Source organism: Meinhardsimonia xiamenensis (assembly GCF_900102905.1).
Lineage (GTDB): Bacteria > Pseudomonadota > Alphaproteobacteria > Rhodobacterales > Rhodobacteraceae > Meinhardsimonia > Meinhardsimonia xiamenensis.
The window spans coordinates 294,364-309,678 of record NZ_FNFV01000004.1; the positions used below are offsets into that span (position 1 = coordinate 294,364).

General features: G+C 66.9%; 18 protein-coding genes and 2 tRNA genes. 7 read left to right on the plus strand and 13 right to left on the minus strand.

Going from position 1 to position 15,315, the window contains the following annotated elements:
• Nucleotides 1-67: 67 nt before the first annotated feature.
• From ffh to BLQ14_RS10505, 4 genes are all read right to left on the minus strand, one after another.
• Nucleotides 68-1,558, minus strand: a complete 1,491-nt coding sequence (ffh, locus tag BLQ14_RS10490) for a signal recognition particle protein (protein ID WP_092500507.1) — start codon at nucleotides 1,556-1,558, stop codon at nucleotides 68-70.
• 208 nt (nucleotides 1,559-1,766) lie between these two features.
• Nucleotides 1,767-2,168 (minus strand): SpoIIAA family protein, encoded by a 402-nt coding sequence (locus BLQ14_RS10495; protein WP_092500508.1) that lies wholly within the window; start codon nucleotides 2,166-2,168, stop codon nucleotides 1,767-1,769.
• Nucleotides 2,169-2,267: 99 nt separating this feature from the next.
• On the minus strand, nucleotides 2,268-3,257 hold the full coding sequence (locus BLQ14_RS10500; RefSeq protein WP_092500509.1) for an NAD(P)H-quinone oxidoreductase: 990 nt from the start codon (nucleotides 3,255-3,257) through the stop codon (nucleotides 2,268-2,270).
• Nucleotides 3,254-3,979 carry a COQ9 family protein gene (locus tag BLQ14_RS10505; protein ID WP_092500510.1) on the minus strand — a complete coding sequence of 242 codons (726 nt, stop codon included), beginning with the start codon at nucleotides 3,977-3,979 and terminating at the stop codon, nucleotides 3,254-3,256. The genes BLQ14_RS10500 and BLQ14_RS10505 overlap by 4 nt, the downstream gene beginning before the upstream one ends.
• A 135-nt stretch (nucleotides 3,980-4,114) precedes the next feature.
• On the opposite strand from BLQ14_RS10505, the gene rpsU reads away from it, so the two are divergent.
• Together rpsU and BLQ14_RS10515 are read left to right on the plus strand one after the other, a co-directional pair.
• Nucleotides 4,115-4,321, plus strand: coding sequence for a 30S ribosomal protein S21 (gene rpsU / locus BLQ14_RS10510; RefSeq protein ID WP_092500511.1), 207 nt, complete (start codon nucleotides 4,115-4,117; stop codon nucleotides 4,319-4,321).
• Nucleotides 4,322-4,552: 231 nt separating this feature from the next.
• Nucleotides 4,553-4,966, plus strand: a complete 414-nt coding sequence (locus BLQ14_RS10515) for a DUF6768 family protein (RefSeq protein WP_092500512.1) — start codon at nucleotides 4,553-4,555, stop codon at nucleotides 4,964-4,966.
• Nucleotides 4,967-5,089: 123 nt separating this feature from the next.
• Here BLQ14_RS10515 and BLQ14_RS10520 read toward each other — a convergent pair whose 3' ends face one another.
• The 3 genes from BLQ14_RS10520 to BLQ14_RS10530 all read right to left on the minus strand — a co-directional run bounded on the left by BLQ14_RS10520 (nucleotide 5,090) and on the right by BLQ14_RS10530 (nucleotide 7,148).
• Nucleotides 5,090-5,920, minus strand: coding sequence for a formate/nitrite transporter family protein (locus BLQ14_RS10520; RefSeq protein WP_092500513.1), 831 nt, complete (start codon nucleotides 5,918-5,920; stop codon nucleotides 5,090-5,092).
• A gap of 147 nt (nucleotides 5,921-6,067) precedes the next feature.
• Nucleotides 6,068-6,144: transfer RNA gene (locus BLQ14_RS10525), tRNA-Pro, on the minus strand.
• 83 nt (nucleotides 6,145-6,227) lie between these two features.
• Entirely contained in the window at nucleotides 6,228-7,148 is a 921-nt protein-coding gene (locus BLQ14_RS10530; RefSeq protein ID WP_092500514.1) for a manganese-dependent inorganic pyrophosphatase, read from the minus strand.
• 217 nt (nucleotides 7,149-7,365) lie between these two features.
• On the opposite strand from BLQ14_RS10530, the gene BLQ14_RS10535 reads away from it, so the two are divergent.
• The 3 genes from BLQ14_RS10535 to groL all read left to right on the plus strand — a co-directional run bounded on the left by BLQ14_RS10535 (nucleotide 7,366) and on the right by groL (nucleotide 10,418).
• Nucleotides 7,366-8,271 carry a pirin family protein gene (locus BLQ14_RS10535; protein WP_092500515.1) on the plus strand — a complete coding sequence of 302 codons (906 nt, stop codon included), beginning with the start codon at nucleotides 7,366-7,368 and terminating at the stop codon, nucleotides 8,269-8,271.
• 163 nt (nucleotides 8,272-8,434) lie between these two features.
• A complete protein-coding gene (gene groES, locus BLQ14_RS10540) occupies nucleotides 8,435-8,725 on the plus strand; it encodes a co-chaperone GroES (protein WP_092500516.1) in 291 nt (96 codons plus the stop codon).
• A 61-nt stretch (nucleotides 8,726-8,786) separates the two neighbouring features.
• Complete coding sequence (gene groL / locus BLQ14_RS10545; RefSeq protein ID WP_092500517.1) at nucleotides 8,787-10,418, plus strand: chaperonin GroEL; 1,632 nt, start codon at nucleotides 8,787-8,789, stop codon at nucleotides 10,416-10,418.
• 50 nt (nucleotides 10,419-10,468) lie between these two features.
• Here groL and BLQ14_RS10550 read toward each other — a convergent pair whose 3' ends face one another.
• The 5 genes from BLQ14_RS10550 to BLQ14_RS10570 all read right to left on the minus strand — a co-directional run bounded on the left by BLQ14_RS10550 (nucleotide 10,469) and on the right by BLQ14_RS10570 (nucleotide 14,085).
• Nucleotides 10,469-11,656 (minus strand): MFS transporter, encoded by a 1,188-nt coding sequence (locus BLQ14_RS10550; protein WP_092500518.1) that lies wholly within the window; start codon nucleotides 11,654-11,656, stop codon nucleotides 10,469-10,471.
• Nucleotides 11,657-11,717: 61 nt separating this feature from the next.
• A complete protein-coding gene (locus tag BLQ14_RS10555; RefSeq protein WP_092500519.1) occupies nucleotides 11,718-12,170 on the minus strand; it encodes an NUDIX domain-containing protein in 453 nt (150 codons plus the stop codon).
• Between the two features lie 10 nt (nucleotides 12,171-12,180).
• A complete protein-coding gene (locus BLQ14_RS10560; protein ID WP_092500520.1) occupies nucleotides 12,181-13,257 on the minus strand; it encodes a 5-(carboxyamino)imidazole ribonucleotide synthase in 1,077 nt (358 codons plus the stop codon).
• A complete protein-coding gene (purE, locus tag BLQ14_RS10565) occupies nucleotides 13,250-13,750 on the minus strand; it encodes a 5-(carboxyamino)imidazole ribonucleotide mutase (RefSeq protein WP_425412099.1) in 501 nt (166 codons plus the stop codon). Before purE ends, BLQ14_RS10560 begins: the two co-directional genes overlap by 8 nt.
• A gap of 116 nt (nucleotides 13,751-13,866) precedes the next feature.
• On the minus strand, nucleotides 13,867-14,085 hold the full coding sequence (locus BLQ14_RS10570; RefSeq protein WP_092500521.1) for a YdcH family protein: 219 nt from the start codon (nucleotides 14,083-14,085) through the stop codon (nucleotides 13,867-13,869).
• Nucleotides 14,086-14,265: 180 nt separating this feature from the next.
• Between BLQ14_RS10570 and BLQ14_RS10575 the strand changes: the two genes are divergently transcribed.
• Nucleotides 14,266-14,721: an Hsp20 family protein gene (locus BLQ14_RS10575; protein ID WP_092500522.1), complete on the plus strand. Its 456-nt coding sequence runs from the start codon at nucleotides 14,266-14,268 to the stop codon at nucleotides 14,719-14,721.
• A complete protein-coding gene (locus BLQ14_RS10580) occupies nucleotides 14,714-14,941 on the plus strand; it encodes a DUF1150 family protein (RefSeq protein WP_092500523.1) in 228 nt (75 codons plus the stop codon). Before BLQ14_RS10575 ends, BLQ14_RS10580 begins: the two co-directional genes overlap by 8 nt.
• Nucleotides 14,942-15,206: 265 nt before the next feature.
• Here the strand turns inward: BLQ14_RS10580 and BLQ14_RS10585 are convergent.
• Nucleotides 15,207-15,282 (minus strand) — tRNA-Ala (locus BLQ14_RS10585).
• Nucleotides 15,283-15,315 lie beyond the last annotated feature (33 nt).

Below are 15,315 nucleotides of genomic sequence, written 5' to 3' on the forward strand. Positions count from 1 at the left end.
CTCCAACCGAGCGCGCGCCCGGCACGGGCGGCGGAAACTGGGTATTTGCACCAGGATGATGAAACCATCAGCGCTTCTTCCCCAGACCGGAGAGCCCGGGCGGCAGGCCGAGCCCCTGGTTGCCGCCGAGGCCGGGCAGGCCGCCCGGCAGGCCGCCGCCGGCCTGGTTCTGCAGCGCCTGCAGCTCCGCCGGCGAGGGGCCACCCTTGCCGAAGAGCCCGCGCATCGCCTGTTTCAGGGCGCCGCCCTTTCCCATGCGGCCGAGCTTCTTCATCATGTCCGACATCTGCCGGTGCATCTTCAGAAGCCGGTTGAGATCCTGCACCTCGAGACCGGCGCCGCGGGCGATGCGCTTCTTGCGGCTGGCCTGCAGGATCTGCGGGTTGGCGCGCTCCTTCTTCGTCATCGAGTTGATGAGCGCGATCTGGTGGCGGATCACCTTGTCGTCGAAGCCGGCCTCGGCGATCTGCTTCTGCATCTTCCCCATGCCGGGCAGGAGGCCCATGATGCCCTCCATGCCGCCCATCCTGAGCATCTGCTCGAGCTGCATCTTCAGGTCGTTCATGTTGAAGCGGCCCTTCTGGAACCGCTTCATCATGCGCTCGGCTTCTTCGGCCTCGATGGTGGCCTGTGCCTTCTCGACGAGCGCGACGATGTCGCCCATGCCGAGGATGCGCCCGGCGATGCGTTCGGGGTGGAATTCCTCGAGCGCATCCATCTTCTCGCCGGTGCCGACGAACTTGATCGGCTTGCCGGTGACCGCGCGCATCGACAGCGCCGCGCCGCCGCGGCCGTCGCCGTCCATCCGCGTCATCACCACGCCGGTGATGCCGATCTTGTCGTCAAACTCCTCGGCTACCTCCACGGCGACCTGGCCGGTGAGCCCGTCGACCACCAGAAGCGTTTCGCGCGGGGAGACGATGTCGCGCACCTCGGCGGCCTGCTGGATCAGCTCGGCGTCGATGTGGAGCCGGCCGGCGGTGTCGAGCATGTAGACGTCATAGCCGCCGAGCAAGGCCTGCTGCTTCGCGCGCCGGGCGATCGCTTGCGCGGTTTCGCCCTTGACGATCGGCAGCGTGTCCACCCCGATCTGGCGGCCGAGGATCTCGAGCTGTTCCATCGCCGCGGGGCGGTTGGTGTCGAGCGAGGCCATCAGCACGCGCTTGTGCTCGACCTCCTTGAGCCGCTTGGCGAGCTTCGCGGTGGTCGTCGTCTTGCCCGAGCCCTGCAGGCCCACCATCAGGATCGGCGCGGGCGGGTTGTCGATCTTGAGCCGGCCGATCTCGGCGCCGTCGCCGGCGAGGACCGCGACAAGCTCGTCATGGACGATCTTGACCACCTGCTGGCCGGGCGTGACCGATTTCGTCACCGCCTGGCCGGTGGCCTTTTCCTGGACCCGGCGTACGAAGTCGCGGGCAACGGGCAGCGAGACGTCGGCCTCGAGAAGCGCCACGCGCACTTCGCGCAGCGCGGTGCGCACGTCGTCCTCGGTCAGCGCGCCCCGGCTCGTCAGCCGCTCGAAGACACCCGAGAGGCGTTCCGAGAGAGATTCGAACATGTATTCGGCCCCTTTCGCCGGTTGATCTCATGCCCCCAGATGGGGAGCGCGCTGCCAAATGCCAACGGCACCCGCGGGCGAACCCTCGCTGACGGGTGGCGATCCCCGGCCACGACCCGGGGACCGGAAGGACATCACGTCTTCCGGAGCGGCGCCCGCCTACGCTGCCTCCGCTCTCATGTCAAGACTGCGCGCTTCCCGCCAATGTTCAGACATTGATGGGATGATAGGATGCAAGCCATGCCTTGGCCTTGTCGCGCTCGGCGAGATGGTACACCCGCAGCTCAGCGCCGATGAGGGGAGCAAAGAACTTGGCGGCGAGCCTGAGCCACTCCTTGTCGGTGACCACCGCCACGCGGGCGAACTCGCCAAGGTGCTTGAGCCCCATCTTCGCGTCATCCCATGCGGCGCCGGCGGTGAAGCCCTCGAAATCCTCGCCGCATTCGAAGTAGAGGTGAACCTTGCCCTCCTTCTCGATGCGCTCGTCGACGAGTGGCATCAGCGTGTTCTCGTAGTCGTCGCTGTCGATGACCCCATGCGCCGCCACGGCGACAACATCGGCCGGAAAGCCCTCGAGAACCTCGAAATATCCCTTGTCGGCCTTGCTCATCGCTAGTCCTCCTCCGGCGTTTCGCTTGCATTGCTCCTGCCCGCTCCTTGCAGATGAGAAGGGTCGGACGTGCGTTCAACCCCGCTCCCTCGGCAGGGGTCAGGCGACTTTCAGCACGATCTTGCCGACATGCTCGGAGCTTTCCATCCGGGCATGGGCGGCAGCGGCCTCATCGAGGGGGAATTCGCTGTCCATCACCGGGCCGATGCGCCCGGCGTCGAGCAGCGGCCAGACATGGGCGGCGAGTGCCTCGGCGATGCGGGCCTTGGCGAGGTCCGATTGCGGGCGCAGGGTGGAGCCGGTGACGGTGAGCCGGCGGGTCATGATCTGGGCGAAGTTGAGCTCCACCTTCGGGCCGGAAAGAAAGGCGATCTGCACGAGCCGCCCGTCATCGGCAAGGGCGGCGATGTTGCGGGGGATGTAGCCGCCGCCGACCATGTCGAGGATGAGGTTGGCGCCGCCGGCCGCGCGCAGCACCTCCACGAAGTCCTCCTCGCGGTAGTTGATGGCGCGCTCGGCGCCAAGCTCTTCGCAGATACTGCACTTCCGGGCGCTGCCCGCGGTGGTGAAGACGCGCGCGCCGAAGGCATGGGCAAGCTGGATCGCGGTGGTGCCGATGCCGGAGCTTCCGCCGTGGACGAGAAAGCGCTCGCCCGCCCGCAGCCCGCCGCGGTCGAAGACATTGGTCCAGACGGTGAAGAAGGTTTCGGGCAGGCAGGCAGCGCGATCAAGGCTCATGCCTTTCGGCACGCGCAGGGCATGCGCCGCGGGCGTGACCGCATATTCGGCATAGCCGCCGCCGGGCAGGAGCGCGCAGACCTCGTCGCCCTCCTTCCATTCGGTCACGCCGGGGCCGACGGCGGCGACGGTGCCGGCCGCCTCGAGGCCGGGCAGGTCGGAGGCGCCGGGGGGTGGCGCATAGGCGCCGGCGCGCTGGAGCGCATCGGGGCGGTTGACGCCGGCATAGGCAATGCGGATCAGGATCTGCCCATACCCCGGCCGCGGGACCGGGCGCATGGCCGGTTTCAGCACTTCCGGCCCGCCTGGGGCGGTGATCTCCACCACGCGCATGGTCTGGGGCAGGCTCATGGGCTTTCCTTTCCTTCCCTCGGAGGGGATGGCCAGCGGCCGGGCAGGTCGTCGCGCGGCGCGGCGGGCGCGCGGACGCGTGCGAAAAGGCGTGCGGGCAGGGCGGCGAGGCCCTTGAGGGCCGGGCTTTCGCTGATCTGTGCCTTGAGTTTCTCGATGCGCATGACGTCTTCGATGCGGCGGTCAAGAAAGTCCCATGTGGCAGCGTGATCGGGGCTTTCGTCCCCGAGCCAATAGAGAACGGTGGCCGAATAGACCGCCGACAGGGTGGCGCGCTTGGAATACCAGTTGATATCCTGCGAGGTATCGCCGAGCGCCGTCCAGATCGCATCGGCCGTGCCCCAGATGAGTTGCGCGCCGAGGGGCGCGTTGTGGGGCAGGGCGAAGAGCGCGGCGGCACGGCGCACCGCCTCGCGGTCGCCCGCAGCCTCGAGACGGTAGCGCACGGCGCTGGCCACACGGTCCCGAAAGCGCAAGGACGAGAGATCGGCCGCGGCCAAACGCGCGATCATCTCGCGGTCGCCGCGGCGGTGGAAGGCGGCGGCGAGATCCACGGCACCGCGCGGAAGAAGCCGGCGTGCCTCGTCGGGGGAAAGCCCCGCATCCCGAGCGGCTGCCCGCAGCGTCACTTCCGACCAGCCGTCGAAGGCGACATGGGGCAAGGCGGCGTCCACGAGGCGCGCGAGCGCGGGGTCTTCGGCGGCGGCGTGCGGCTGGGTCATCGGTTTGCTCCTCGGCCCGATCCTAGCCGGCGCAGGCGCCGGCGCAAGGCGGTGGACAGACGCGGCCGGGCCTGCTAAACGAACGCTTCCTGCATCTTCAGTGCAACTCTAACCCGGAAAGGTGGTGAAAACCGCATGCAGGTAACCGTTCGCGACAACAACGTCGATCAGGCGCTGCGCGCTCTGAAGAAGAAGCTCCAGCGCGAGGGCGTGTTCCGCGAAATGAAGCTCCGTCAGCACTACGAGAAGCCGTCGGAGAAGCGCGCCCGCGAGAGGGCCGAGGCGATCCGCCGCGCCCGCAAGCTCGCGCGCAAGAAGGCCCAGCGCGAAGGGCTGCTCTGAGGAGCGAACCGCGCCAAGGCATTCGGCCCGCCGAAGGGCCACTGAAGCCCCCGGCCGCAGCAGCGCCGGGGGCTTCGTTTTGTCCTGTGGTTTCCGCTCCACCCCCAAGGCGCGTGGAAAACACCCCGCCCATGCCCCCGTCGCCATGCTTGACACCCCGCCGTGTGCAGCGCGAGGCTTCCCGTGGGTTTCGGCCAGCAGGTGGCGGCAGCAGGTGTGGAGAACAGAGCGATGGACTATCTCGACAGGCGGATTCAGGAACTGATGAGCGAGCGTGACGCGCATCTTCTGCGCGCCTCCCAGCCGCACGGCTGGTTGGGCATCACCCGGGCGATGCGCACCGGCAAGCTTGCATGGCTGTTCTGGGTCACATGGATTCTGCAGCTCGTCTTCCTCGTCATCGGCCTCTGGGCGGCGGTGCGCTTCTATCAGGCCGCCGAGGTGCTGGCGGCGGTGAAATGGGGGTTCACCGGGGCGGTGTTCCTGCTCGGGGGGCTGCAGATCAAGCTGTCGATGGCCCCCCACATCCATGCCGAGCGCATCCTGCGTGAGCTCAAGCGGGTGGAGATACTCATCCTCGCCCAGGAAGAGCGGCTCAGGGAGCGCGCGCCCGCCGCCGAGGCAGGCAGCGGAACAGACGGCTGACCAGCCAACGGCGCCCTTGACCGGCAAGGGTGACCGCGGCACGCAGTCGCGGCCCGGGCTGCCCCCTCTCCCCGCCGACATGGCTCGGACGGCCTGGTGACGTTTGCGCCTGGTGGGAGGCGCTCAGTCGGGGAGTTCGTCGTGCACCTGCCCGTAGGTGATGAGCGCGAAGATGGCGGTTCCGCCGACGATGTTGCCGGCCAGCACCGGCAGGAAGAATGCGCCGAGGGCCTCCAATGGCCCCAGCAGACCCTGCCAGATGAGAATTGCCGCCTCCACCGAGCCCGCGACCACATGCGCGAAATCCCCCGCCGCGATCAGCCAGGTGAACAGGATGACGATCAGGGCCTGGTTGCCTTCCGATTCGGGCAGCATCCAGACGATGGCGGCAACCAGCACCCCGGCCGGGATCGCGCGGAAGAACCCGTCGACCGCCCCGAGCCCCGTGGCGTGATGAGACAGTTCGGTCAGCACCGGCAACAGCGCTTCCGGAATCACGGGGGTTCTCGCCAGCACCCCTCCCACCGCGAGGGCGCCGATCACATTGGCCAGAAGCACGACCGCCCACAGCCGCACGAGGCGAAGCAGCATGGCCCGCCGGGGGTCGGCCATTGCTGGAATCACGGTGGTGATCGTGTTCTCCGTGAAAAGCTGCATCCGCCCGAGGATCACGACGAGAAATCCCAGCGAGTAGCCGAAATTCTCGACCAGATGCCGCCACGGCGCATCGGGCAGGCCACTGCGCAGAACCGCCTCGCCAAGCACCGACAGGCTGATCATGATGCCTGCCGCGATGCCTGACCAGAACAGGCTCGAGAACGGGCGCCGAAGCTCCTCCTCGCCATCGCGGCGGATGACCTCGAAGATCATCCGCGGCGAAAGCTTGCTGACCTCCTCGATCCGTTCACGCTCCTTGGCGGCAAGGTCTTCCGCCCCCGTTTCCGTCGTGCTCATTCGCCCCTCCTTGCCCAAGCTTCGGCGCCGGTCGGCCGACAGTTGCCCACGTGTTCCGTCCGCGCAAGGCTCGACGCTCTTGGCGCGGCTTCAACGGCGATGACTGTGGAAAGGTGAACGCCACCGCGGGCGGATCGGGAAGATCTATGGTCGGAGTGGCGCGATTCGAACGCGCGGCCCCTGCCTCCCGAAGACAGTGCTCTACCAGGCTGAGCTACACTCCGACCGTGCCCGCGCAATTAGACAAGGCGCGGGCGATTTGCAAGGGGCTCATTGGCCGCGAGCCGAGCCCCTTGCATTGCCGGCCTCAGACCTTGAGGCTCGGAATGATCTGCTTCTTGCGGCTCATGATGCCGGGCAGCACCACCGTGTCGCCCTCGACCTTGGCGCCGAAGCTCTTCTCGGCCACCTGCCTGACGAGATCATTCGGCACCAGCAGCGTCGCTTCCTCGTTGAGGATGTCGACGACAAAGAGCAGCACCTGATCGACGCCATCCTCCTCGGCGACCTGCTTCATCGCCTCCATGAGCCCCGCCTTGCGGTCGAGGATCGCCTTGGGCGAGGTCGTCTCCAGCACCGAGACGCGAAACTTCACGCCGCCGACCTCGTATTCCTTCGAGTCCATCCGCAGAAGCTCGGCATCGGAGAAGGCCGAGACGTCGGACTTGGCGGCGAACATCTCCGCGGCGTAGTCGGGGATGGAGATGCCAAGCTCGCCGGCAAGCTTCTCTGCCAGCGCGCGATCGGTGTCGGTGGTGGTGGGCGAGCGGAACTCCAGCGTGTCCGACAGGATGCACGACAGCATCAGCCCCTTGATCTCGCGCGGCATCTTTGCCGCATCCTCGCCCATGAGCTGATGCATCAGCGTCGCGGTGCAGGCCAGCGGCCGGATCGTCACAGAGATCGGCGCCGAGGTCTCCAGCCCGCCGGCGAGCTTGTGATGGTCGATGATCTCGCGGATGTCGGCCTTGTTGATGTTCGCCGGCAGCTCGGCGGGATTGTTGGTGTCGACGATGACCACCGGCGCGCCTTCCTCGACATCCTCTATGATCGCCGGCTGCGCCTGACCCCAGCGCTCAAGCACGAATTTCGCCTCGGTGTTGGGCTCGCCCAGAAGCACCGCTTCGGCGGCGGTGCCCTTCACCTCGCTCAGATACCAGGCCCAGATGATCGGCGAGCCGGTGGAATCCGTGTCGGGCGAGCGATGCCCGAAAACCTTGATCGTCATGTCACTGTCCATCATGGGTGGGTTGATCGGCGCCTCTATAGGCGCTGTCGGCCGCGTTGTCACGCGCGACGCCGCAGCGCAGAAACGCGCCGGGCGCCGCGCCGCTCCCCCGGCTTGGTGGCATCCGCTTCGGCGCACAGTCCCTGTGCGCGGCACATGCGTTGAAGATGGGGACGTGCACGCCGATATCTGTGCCGAAGCGAAAGGAGATGCGTTCATGTCCATCCGTCCCGTCCGTTCGATCAGCCATGCCCGGCCAACGCTCGAGGGCGCGGGCGTGCATCTGCACCGGGTGTTCGGCTTCGGGGATCCGTCCGAGACCGACCCCTTCCTGCTGCTCGACGACTTCCGCAACGACGACCCCGCGCATTACCTGCGCGGCTTCCCGTGGCATCCGCACCGGGGCATCGAGACGATCACCTATGTTCTGGCGGGCGAGGTGGAGCACGGCGATTCGCTCGGCAACCGCGGCGTCCTCGGCCCCGGTTCGGTGCAATGGATGACCGCGGGCCGCGGCATTCTTCACCAGGAGATGCCGAAGGGCGACGCGCAGGGGCGCATGCACGGCTTTCAGCTCTGGGCCAATCTGCCCTCTTCCGAGAAGATGTGCGCGCCGCGCTACCAGGACATCGCCGGCGCCGACATCCCCGAGGTGGTCGATGACGACGGCACGCGGGTGCGGGTCATCACCGGCGAGTTCTGGGGCACGCGCGGGCCGGTTGACGGCATCGCCGCCAACCCGCTCTATCTCGACGTCTGGGTGCCGCCCGAGCGCACCAAGCGCCTTCCCGTGGACACCTACGCCAACGCCTTCGCCTATGTCTTCGAGGGCGCCGCGCGGTTTCGCGACGCGTCCGACCCCGTCGGCGTGAAGGTGGAGAAGGAGTATCAGGGCAGGGAACTGAACATCCGCGACATGAGCGGCAACCGCACGCTCGTGCGCTTCGATACCGGCGACGAGATCGTGGTGACGGCGGGGCCTGAAGGCGTGCGCTTTCTGCTCGTCTCCGGCCGGCCGATCCGCGAACCGGTGGCCTGGCATGGGCCGATCGTGATGAACACGCGCGAGGAACTCATTCAGGCCATCGAGGAGCTGCAGGCGGGCACTTTCATCAAGCCCTGACGACGGCAAGAGCAACCCGGCTACCCCAGGGGCGGCAGATTTTTTTCCGGTTGTCGCGTGAAGCCTGTTGACAGCCACGAGGGCGCTGCCTATCTCGCCGGCTGTTAGCACTCGCCTTCGGGGAGTGCTAACAAGAAACAATGGAACGCAAGGAGCGTCTGACATGGCTTTCACCCCGTTGCATGACCGTGTTCTGGTCCGTCGCATCGAAAGCGAGGAGAAAACCAAGGGCGGCCTTATCATCCCCGACACCGCGAAGGAAAAGCCCGCCGAGGGCGAAGTGATCGCGGTTGGGGCCGGCGCCCGGGACGAAGACGGTGATCGCATCCCGATGGACGTCAAGGCCGGTGACAGGGTGCTCTTCGGCAAGTGGTCGGGCACGGAAATCGTGCTCAACGGCGAAGAGCTCCTCATCATGAAGGAAAGCGACATCCTCGGCATTCTGACGGACTGATCAGGTCTGATCATCCGCAAGCCGGGACACCGGAACCAACAGTCAATCTGGAGCACGCAACATGTCTGCCAAGGACGTGAAGTTTCACACCGACGCCCACGCGAAAATCCTGCGTGGCGTGAACATTCTGGCCGATGCGGTGAAGGTCACGCTCGGCCCCAAGGGCCGCAACGTGGTTCTCGACAAGTCCTTCGGCGCCCCGCGCATCACCAAGGATGGCGTAACGGTGGCCAAGGAGATCGAACTTGAGGACAAGTTCGAGAACATGGGTGCGCAGATGGTCAAGGAAGTGGCCAGCCGCACCAACGACGAGGCTGGTGACGGCACCACCACCGCGACCGTTCTCGCCCAGGCCATCGTGAAGGAGGGCATGAAGGCGGTTGCCGCCGGCATGAACCCGATGGACCTGAAGCGCGGCATCGATCTCGCTGTCGACAAGGTCGTCGAAGCGATCAAGGCCGCGGCGCGGCCCGTGTCCGGTTCCGACGAGGTGGCCCAGGTGGGCACGATCTCCGCGAACGGGGAAGAGCAGATCGGCCGCATGATCGCCGACGCGATGCAGAAGGTCGGCAATGACGGCGTCATCACCGTCGAGGAGAACAAGGGCCTCGAGACCGAGGTGGAAGTGGTCGAGGGCATGCAGTTCGACCGCGGCTATCTCTCGCCCTATTTCGTCACCAACCCCGACAAGATGGCCGTCGAGCTTGAGGACGTGCTGATCCTGCTGCACGAGAAGAAGCTCTCCTCGCTGCAGCCGATGATTCCGCTTCTCGAGCAGGTCATCCAGTCGCAGAAGCCGCTTCTCATCATCGCCGAGGACGTCGAGGGCGAGGCGCTGGCCACGCTCGTCGTCAACAAGCTGCGCGGTGGTCTGAAGGTGGCTGCCGTCAAGGCGCCGGGCTTTGGTGACCGTCGCAAGGCCATGCTGCAGGACATCGCCATCCTGACCGGCGGTCAGGTCGTGTCCGAAGAGCTTGGCATGAAGCTCGAGAACGTCACCATCGACATGCTCGGCCGTGCCAAGAAAGTGGTGGTCAAGAAGGACGACACCACGATCATCGACGGCGCCGGCGACAAGAAGGAAATCGCGGCCCGCGTCGCCCAGATCCGTCAGCAGATCGAGGAAACCACCTCGGACTACGACCGCGAGAAGCTGCAGGAGCGCGTGGCCAAGCTCGCCGGTGGCGTGGCGGTCATCCGCGTTGGCGGCATGACCGAGGTCGAGGTGAAGGAGCGCAAGGACCGTGTCGACGACGCGCTCAACGCGACCCGCGCGGCGGTGCAGGAAGGCATCGTCGTCGGTGGTGGCGTGGCGCTGGTGCAGGCCTCCAAGAAGCTCGAAGGCCTCAAGGGCGCCAACTCCGACCAGAACGCGGGTATCGCCATCATCCGCCGTGCGCTTGAGGCGCCGCTGCGTCAGATCGCTCAGAACGCGGGTGTTGACGGCGCCGTTGTCGCCGGCAAGGTGCGCGAGTCCGACGATCCGACCTTCGGCTTCAACGCGCAGACCGAAGAGTATGGCGATATGTTCAAGTTCGGCGTGATCGACCCGGCGAAAGTCGTGCGCACCGCGCTCGAGGACGCCGCGTCGGTGGCTGGTCTGCTGATCACCACCGAAGCGATGATCGCCGACAAGCCCAAGAAGGAAGAGCCCGCGGCTGCGGGTGCCGGAATGGGCGGCATGGACTTCTGATCGCGCCACGCGATCGGAGTTCGGGAAGGGGCGCCTGCGGGCGCCCCTTTTCAGTTCCCGCTGCGGTCAAGCGAGAAGCACACCGCCAGAAGCGCCGAGCCGGCGAGGAGAAGCGCCACAAGGGCGGCGAGCACCAGCCCGTAGCCCCCCAGGCTCCACACCAGCGACGCCAGCCAGGGAGCAGAGGCCGCCCCGAGCAGGTAGACAAGCGCCAACGCGCCTGATTTCGCCCCGAACGCCTCGCCGCCCAGCACCTCCCGCGCGATTATCGGCCGCAGGATCGAGATCGTTCCGTAGGCGCCGCCGAAGAGCACCACGAAGGCAATGAGGAAGGCCGCCGCCCGTCCGGCCACCGCGAGGTTCAGGATCGCCATGGTCATCAGCAGAAGGGCGCCGAGAGCCAGCGCACGCGGCGAAACTCGGGCGCCGACTGCGGCCATGGCCAGACGACCGGCGACCTGCATCGGCCCGATGAAGGAGGCCGCCACCACGGTGGCCGTCGCTGCCACCCCCCGGTCGGCAAGGATCGGCAGAAGATGGTTGATGGTCGCTCCGTGAGCCATTCCGGCCAGGGCGAAACCGAGTGCGAGCATCCAGAACAGCGGGCTTGACAGAAGCTTCCGGCGCGCAGTGCGGGCCTCCTGCGGGGTGCGCCTGAGCGGCGCGGGGCGGTGATGCGCCTCGAGCGCCGCACCTCCGGCCCAGAGAAGCGGCGCGCCAAGGCCCGCGACCACGGCGGCGAAGACCATCGCCGCGCCTCGCCAGCCCATCGCTTCCGCCAGCAGATGCGCCGCCGGAAAGCTCAGCGAGCTGGCAAATCCCGCCACCAGCGTGATCAGCGTGATCGCCCCGCGCGCCTCGGCCCCCCGCGCGCGGGTGACAAGGGCGAAGCAAGGCTCATAGAGCGCGCCGGCCATGGCAAGCCCGGCCACCGCCCAGACAAGATAGAACTGCCAGATCTCGCGGACCCCGCTGAGGGCGAAGATGGCGAGCGCGCCAAGGAGCGCCGAGAGCCCCATCATCACCGGGCCACGGCCGGCGTCGATGAGCCGGCCGGCCAGCGGTGCGGCCGCGGCCGAGATCAGGACGGCGAGGGTGAAGGCGCCGGTGAGCGCCTCCTTGGGCCAGTGCTCCGCCTGTTCCCAGCGCAGGATCAGGGCGGGGAAGATGTAGAAGATGCCGGCCCAGACGAGCGTCTCGCCGAGGGCAAGCATGACGATCGCGCCCCTTGCCTGCATTGCCGTCCCCTTGCCGCTTCTGCCGGCATCGAAGGGGGTGGGCGAAGCGGCGTCAAGCGCGTCAGCGGACCAGCGGTTCGAGCGGGTCGTAGATCGCGCCGCATGTGCCCCATGCCGCTTGCGCCAGGCGGTCCGGCTTGAAGCGTATGGCGCTCAACTCCTCGCGCGAGAAGAAGCGCCGGCGCGAGACGATTCCGGCCGGATCCTGCCATGCGGGGTCAAGCCCGCCGCCGGTGATGCGGCAGCGAAAGAATACCTCCACCTGGTGATAGCCGCTTTCGGGCTCGAAGAACTCGTTGACGAGCGCCGGAGCGCCGACCTCGACCTCGAGCCCCGTCTCCTCCCGCACCTCCCGGCGCAGGTTCTCCGCAAGCGACGTGCCTCGCTCGACCCCGCCACCGGGCGCGCCCCACAGATCGCTCGTCTCGCCGGGGTAGGCGTTGACGAGAAGGAGCCGCCCCTCATGCAGGACCAGCGCGCGCACAGCGAGGCGGAGAACCGGGGGGAAGGGCATCGCCGTGCCTTCAGCCGGCCGGCCCGGTGATGCGGTTGACATGGCCCATCTTGCGCCCCGGCCGCACCTCGGCCTTGCCGTAGAGATGGATGGTCGCGTTACGCTCACGCGCGATCTGCGGCACGCGCGCCACATCTTCACCGATGAGGTTCTCCATAGTCACATCGGCATAACGGCTTCCGTCGCCAAGCGGCCAGCCGGCAATGGCGCGGATGTGCTGCTCGAACTGATCCACCGCGCAGCCCTGCTGCGTCCAGTGCCCGGAGTTGTGCACGCGCGGGGCGATTTCGTTGACGATGAGCCCGCCGGGCGTGACGAACATCTCAACGCCCATCACGCCCACGTAGTCGAGCGCGTTCAGGATGCGCCCGGCAACAAGTGCCGCGTCCGCCCTCTGGCTGGCGCTGAGGCGGGCAGGCACGGTGGTTGTGCGCAGAATTCCCTCACGGTGCACATTCTCGCCCGGGTCGAAGCAGGCCACCGTCCCATCGAGACCGCGCGCGGCGATCACGGAGACCTCGCGCTCGAAGTTCACGAAACCCTCGAGGATCGCCGGCGCGCCGGCAATGGCCTGAAGGGCAGCGGGCGCGTCCTCAGCGCCTGTGAGGCGCACCTGCCCCTTGCCGTCATAACCGAGCCGCCGCGTCTTGAGGATTGCCGGCAGGCCCACAGTCTCGATCGCCGCTTCCAGGCTGTCGGCATCCTCCACAGGCGCAAAGGGCGCCACTTCAAGGCCAAGGCCGGAGAGAAAGGTCTTTTCCGTCAGCCGGTCCTGGCTGACGGCAAGCGCGCGACGGCTGGGGCGGATGGGACGCTGCGCCTCGAGCAAATCCAGCGCCGCCACCGGGATGTTCTCGAACTCGTAGGTGATGACGGAGACCTCGGCAGCGAAGCGTTCCAGCGCCTCGGCGTCGTCCCAGGGGGCGGTTGTCGCCCGCGCGGCCACGTGGGCTGCCGGCGGGTTCGGCGCCGGGTCGTAGACGTGGCAACGGTAGCCGAGGCGCGCAGCCGCGACCGAGAGCATGCGTGCCAGCTGCCCGCCGCCGAGAATGCCGATGACCGCACCGTAGGGAAGCGCCTCAGGCATCAGAGGGCTCCTCGGGGATCGAGGCGGAGAGCGCAGCGCGCCAGCGTTCCAGCCGCTCGGCGAGCGCGGCATCGGATAGCGCCAGGATCTGAACCGCCATCAGCCCGGCATTGTAGGCTCCCGACGCCCCGATCGCCATGGTCGCCACTGGAAAGCCGCGCGGCATCTGCACGATGGAATAGAGGCTGTCCACGCCCTTCAGCGCCCGTGTCTCCACCGGCACACCGATGACCGGCAGCCGGGTCTTGGATGCCATCATGCCCGGAAGATGCGCCGCACCGCCTGCGCCGGCGATGATCACCTTCAGTCCGCGCTCCACGGCGGAGCGCCCGTATTCCCAAAGGCGGTCCGGCGTACGGTGTGCCGAGACGATGCGAGTCTCATATGCGACCTCTAGTTCATCGAGCGGGGCGCATGCCTCTCGCATTGTCGCCCAATCCGACTGGCTGCCCATGACGATCCCGACCCTGATTGCCACCTCGGCCCCCTTCATTTCATGTTCCAGCCCGGCAGCTGCGCCGGAGCGCGCACTATACTCGCGCCAAGGGTTCGCACAATCCAGCGCGCCGCATGGCGGCGATCGGGCGATGTGCCGGGCAATGCAGCGTGTCAGGCAATGATGTCGGGAAAGAGCCTGTCCTCGATCGCGGCGATCCTGTCTTTCAGAAGAAGTTTCTTCTTCTTCAGGCGGCGGATCTGCAGCTGGTCGCCGCGGCCGCTTTGCTCGAGCGCGGCAATGGCGGCATCAAGGTCACGGTGCTCGCTGCGCAGAACCTCGAGCTCGTAGCGCAGCACCTCGTCATGTTCCATGCGGGCGGCATCTTCCATCGGCGGGCAATCCCCCTTCATCTTGCCGCAGTTTCGCGCAACAAAATAAGGCGTCCGGGGGCTGATTCCAACCCGCTTGGCGCCACGGGCCTTGCAGGTTGGAGAGCCGCTTCCCATATCTTGTGCAGGCTGCCGCTTCGGGGCCGGAAATGCACTGTCGCTTGTGAAAAGGACGTGTGGATGACGAAACTGAACCTTGGCTCGCATCCCCAGCTTCTGGGGTTCGAGCAGCTCGAACGGCTGTTGGAGCGCACCGCGCGCAATGACAGCAGCGGGTATCCGCCCTTCAACATCGAGCAGACGAGCGGAAACTCCTACCGCATCACTCTGGCCGTCGCCGGGTTTTCGGAGGAGGATCTCTCGATCACCGTCGAGGATCGCCAGCTGGTGATCCGCGGGCGCCAGTCCGACGACGGCAGGGAGCGGCATTTCCTGCATCGCGGGATCGCGGCGCGCCAGTTCCAGCGCAGTTTCGTGCTGGCCGATGGCGTGGAAGTGACCGGGGCGCGACTGGAAAACGGGCTTCTGCATATCGATCTGAAACGGGTGGAGCCCGAACCGGTCGTCAGGAAGATCCCGATCAACAACCGCGTCGGCGCGGCAGGAAGCAGAAAGGGGGAAGACGCCAATGAATGAGAAGTTCGAGTTCGAGAAGGGCCAGGAAAGCCGGATCGTCTATGTCCGGCCGGTGAAGGTTTCGGATCTGCCGGCGGAAGTGCGTGCACATGCCGGCGGGCTCGAGAAGCTCTATGCCGTGCACGGCGCAGACGGAGAACGGCTGGCGCTGGTGCGTGACCGCAACCTCGCCTTCGTGCTTGCGCGCCAGAATGATCTGGCACCTGTCAACGTGCACTGACGCGCAATCGTGACGAATGACGGCCCCGGCTCGCTCGGGGCCTTCGTCATTGAGCCGGCCGCATCCGAGGCTCGCGAGCGGCATGCGGGCGGACGGTGCCACAAAGTACCGCGACTTCCTTGCACGCGCAGCCTGTTCACCCGCAAAGACGACGGCAAGCGCAGCGCCTCCGCGCGAATCCTCGACAAGCGCGCCGTGCGATTGCCTGTAGGCACCGGGCCTTCAGACTGATCTTTTCGGAGGAGAGTTCTGGAGCGAGATTTTTTGGTGGAGCCAAGGGGAGTCGAACCCCTGACCTCTTGAATGCCATTCAAGCGCTCTCCCAACTGAGCTATGGCCCCACCGAGGTCCGGCCGGCTTCCCGGCCGCCCGCG

What these genes read in the sequence shown, in the direction of transcription:
- ffh (WP_092500507.1), bottom strand. Translation starts at nt 1,558, where the DNA reads ATGTTCGAATCTCTCTCGGAACGCCTCTCGGGTGTCTTCGAGCGGCTG.
- BLQ14_RS10495 (WP_092500508.1), bottom strand. Translation starts at nt 2,168, where the DNA reads ATGAGCAAGGCCGACAAGGGATATTTCGAGGTTCTCGAGGGCTTTCCG.
- BLQ14_RS10500 (WP_092500509.1), bottom strand. Translation starts at nt 3,257, where the DNA reads ATGAGCCTGCCCCAGACCATGCGCGTGGTGGAGATCACCGCCCCAGGC.
- BLQ14_RS10505 (WP_092500510.1), bottom strand. Translation starts at nt 3,979, where the DNA reads ATGACCCAGCCGCACGCCGCCGCCGAAGACCCCGCGCTCGCGCGCCTC.
- rpsU (WP_092500511.1), top strand. Translation starts at nt 4,115, where the DNA reads ATGCAGGTAACCGTTCGCGACAACAACGTCGATCAGGCGCTGCGCGCT.
- BLQ14_RS10515 (WP_092500512.1), top strand. Translation starts at nt 4,553, where the DNA reads ATGGACTATCTCGACAGGCGGATTCAGGAACTGATGAGCGAGCGTGAC.
- BLQ14_RS10520 (WP_092500513.1), bottom strand. Translation starts at nt 5,920, where the DNA reads ATGAGCACGACGGAAACGGGGGCGGAAGACCTTGCCGCCAAGGAGCGT.
- BLQ14_RS10530 (WP_092500514.1), bottom strand. Translation starts at nt 7,148, where the DNA reads ATGACGATCAAGGTTTTCGGGCATCGCTCGCCCGACACGGATTCCACC.
- BLQ14_RS10535 (WP_092500515.1), top strand. Translation starts at nt 7,366, where the DNA reads ATGTCCATCCGTCCCGTCCGTTCGATCAGCCATGCCCGGCCAACGCTC.
- groES (WP_092500516.1), top strand. Translation starts at nt 8,435, where the DNA reads ATGGCTTTCACCCCGTTGCATGACCGTGTTCTGGTCCGTCGCATCGAA.
- groL (WP_092500517.1), top strand. Translation starts at nt 8,787, where the DNA reads ATGTCTGCCAAGGACGTGAAGTTTCACACCGACGCCCACGCGAAAATC.
- BLQ14_RS10550 (WP_092500518.1), bottom strand. Translation starts at nt 11,656, where the DNA reads ATGCAGGCAAGGGGCGCGATCGTCATGCTTGCCCTCGGCGAGACGCTC.
- BLQ14_RS10555 (WP_092500519.1), bottom strand. Translation starts at nt 12,170, where the DNA reads ATGCCCTTCCCCCCGGTTCTCCGCCTCGCTGTGCGCGCGCTGGTCCTG.
- BLQ14_RS10560 (WP_092500520.1), bottom strand. Translation starts at nt 13,257, where the DNA reads ATGCCTGAGGCGCTTCCCTACGGTGCGGTCATCGGCATTCTCGGCGGC.
- purE (WP_425412099.1), bottom strand. Translation starts at nt 13,750, where the DNA reads ATGAAGGGGGCCGAGGTGGCAATCAGGGTCGGGATCGTCATGGGCAGC.
- BLQ14_RS10570 (WP_092500521.1), bottom strand. Translation starts at nt 14,085, where the DNA reads ATGGAAGATGCCGCCCGCATGGAACATGACGAGGTGCTGCGCTACGAG.
- BLQ14_RS10575 (WP_092500522.1), top strand. Translation starts at nt 14,266, where the DNA reads ATGACGAAACTGAACCTTGGCTCGCATCCCCAGCTTCTGGGGTTCGAG.
- BLQ14_RS10580 (WP_092500523.1), top strand. Translation starts at nt 14,714, where the DNA reads ATGAATGAGAAGTTCGAGTTCGAGAAGGGCCAGGAAAGCCGGATCGTC.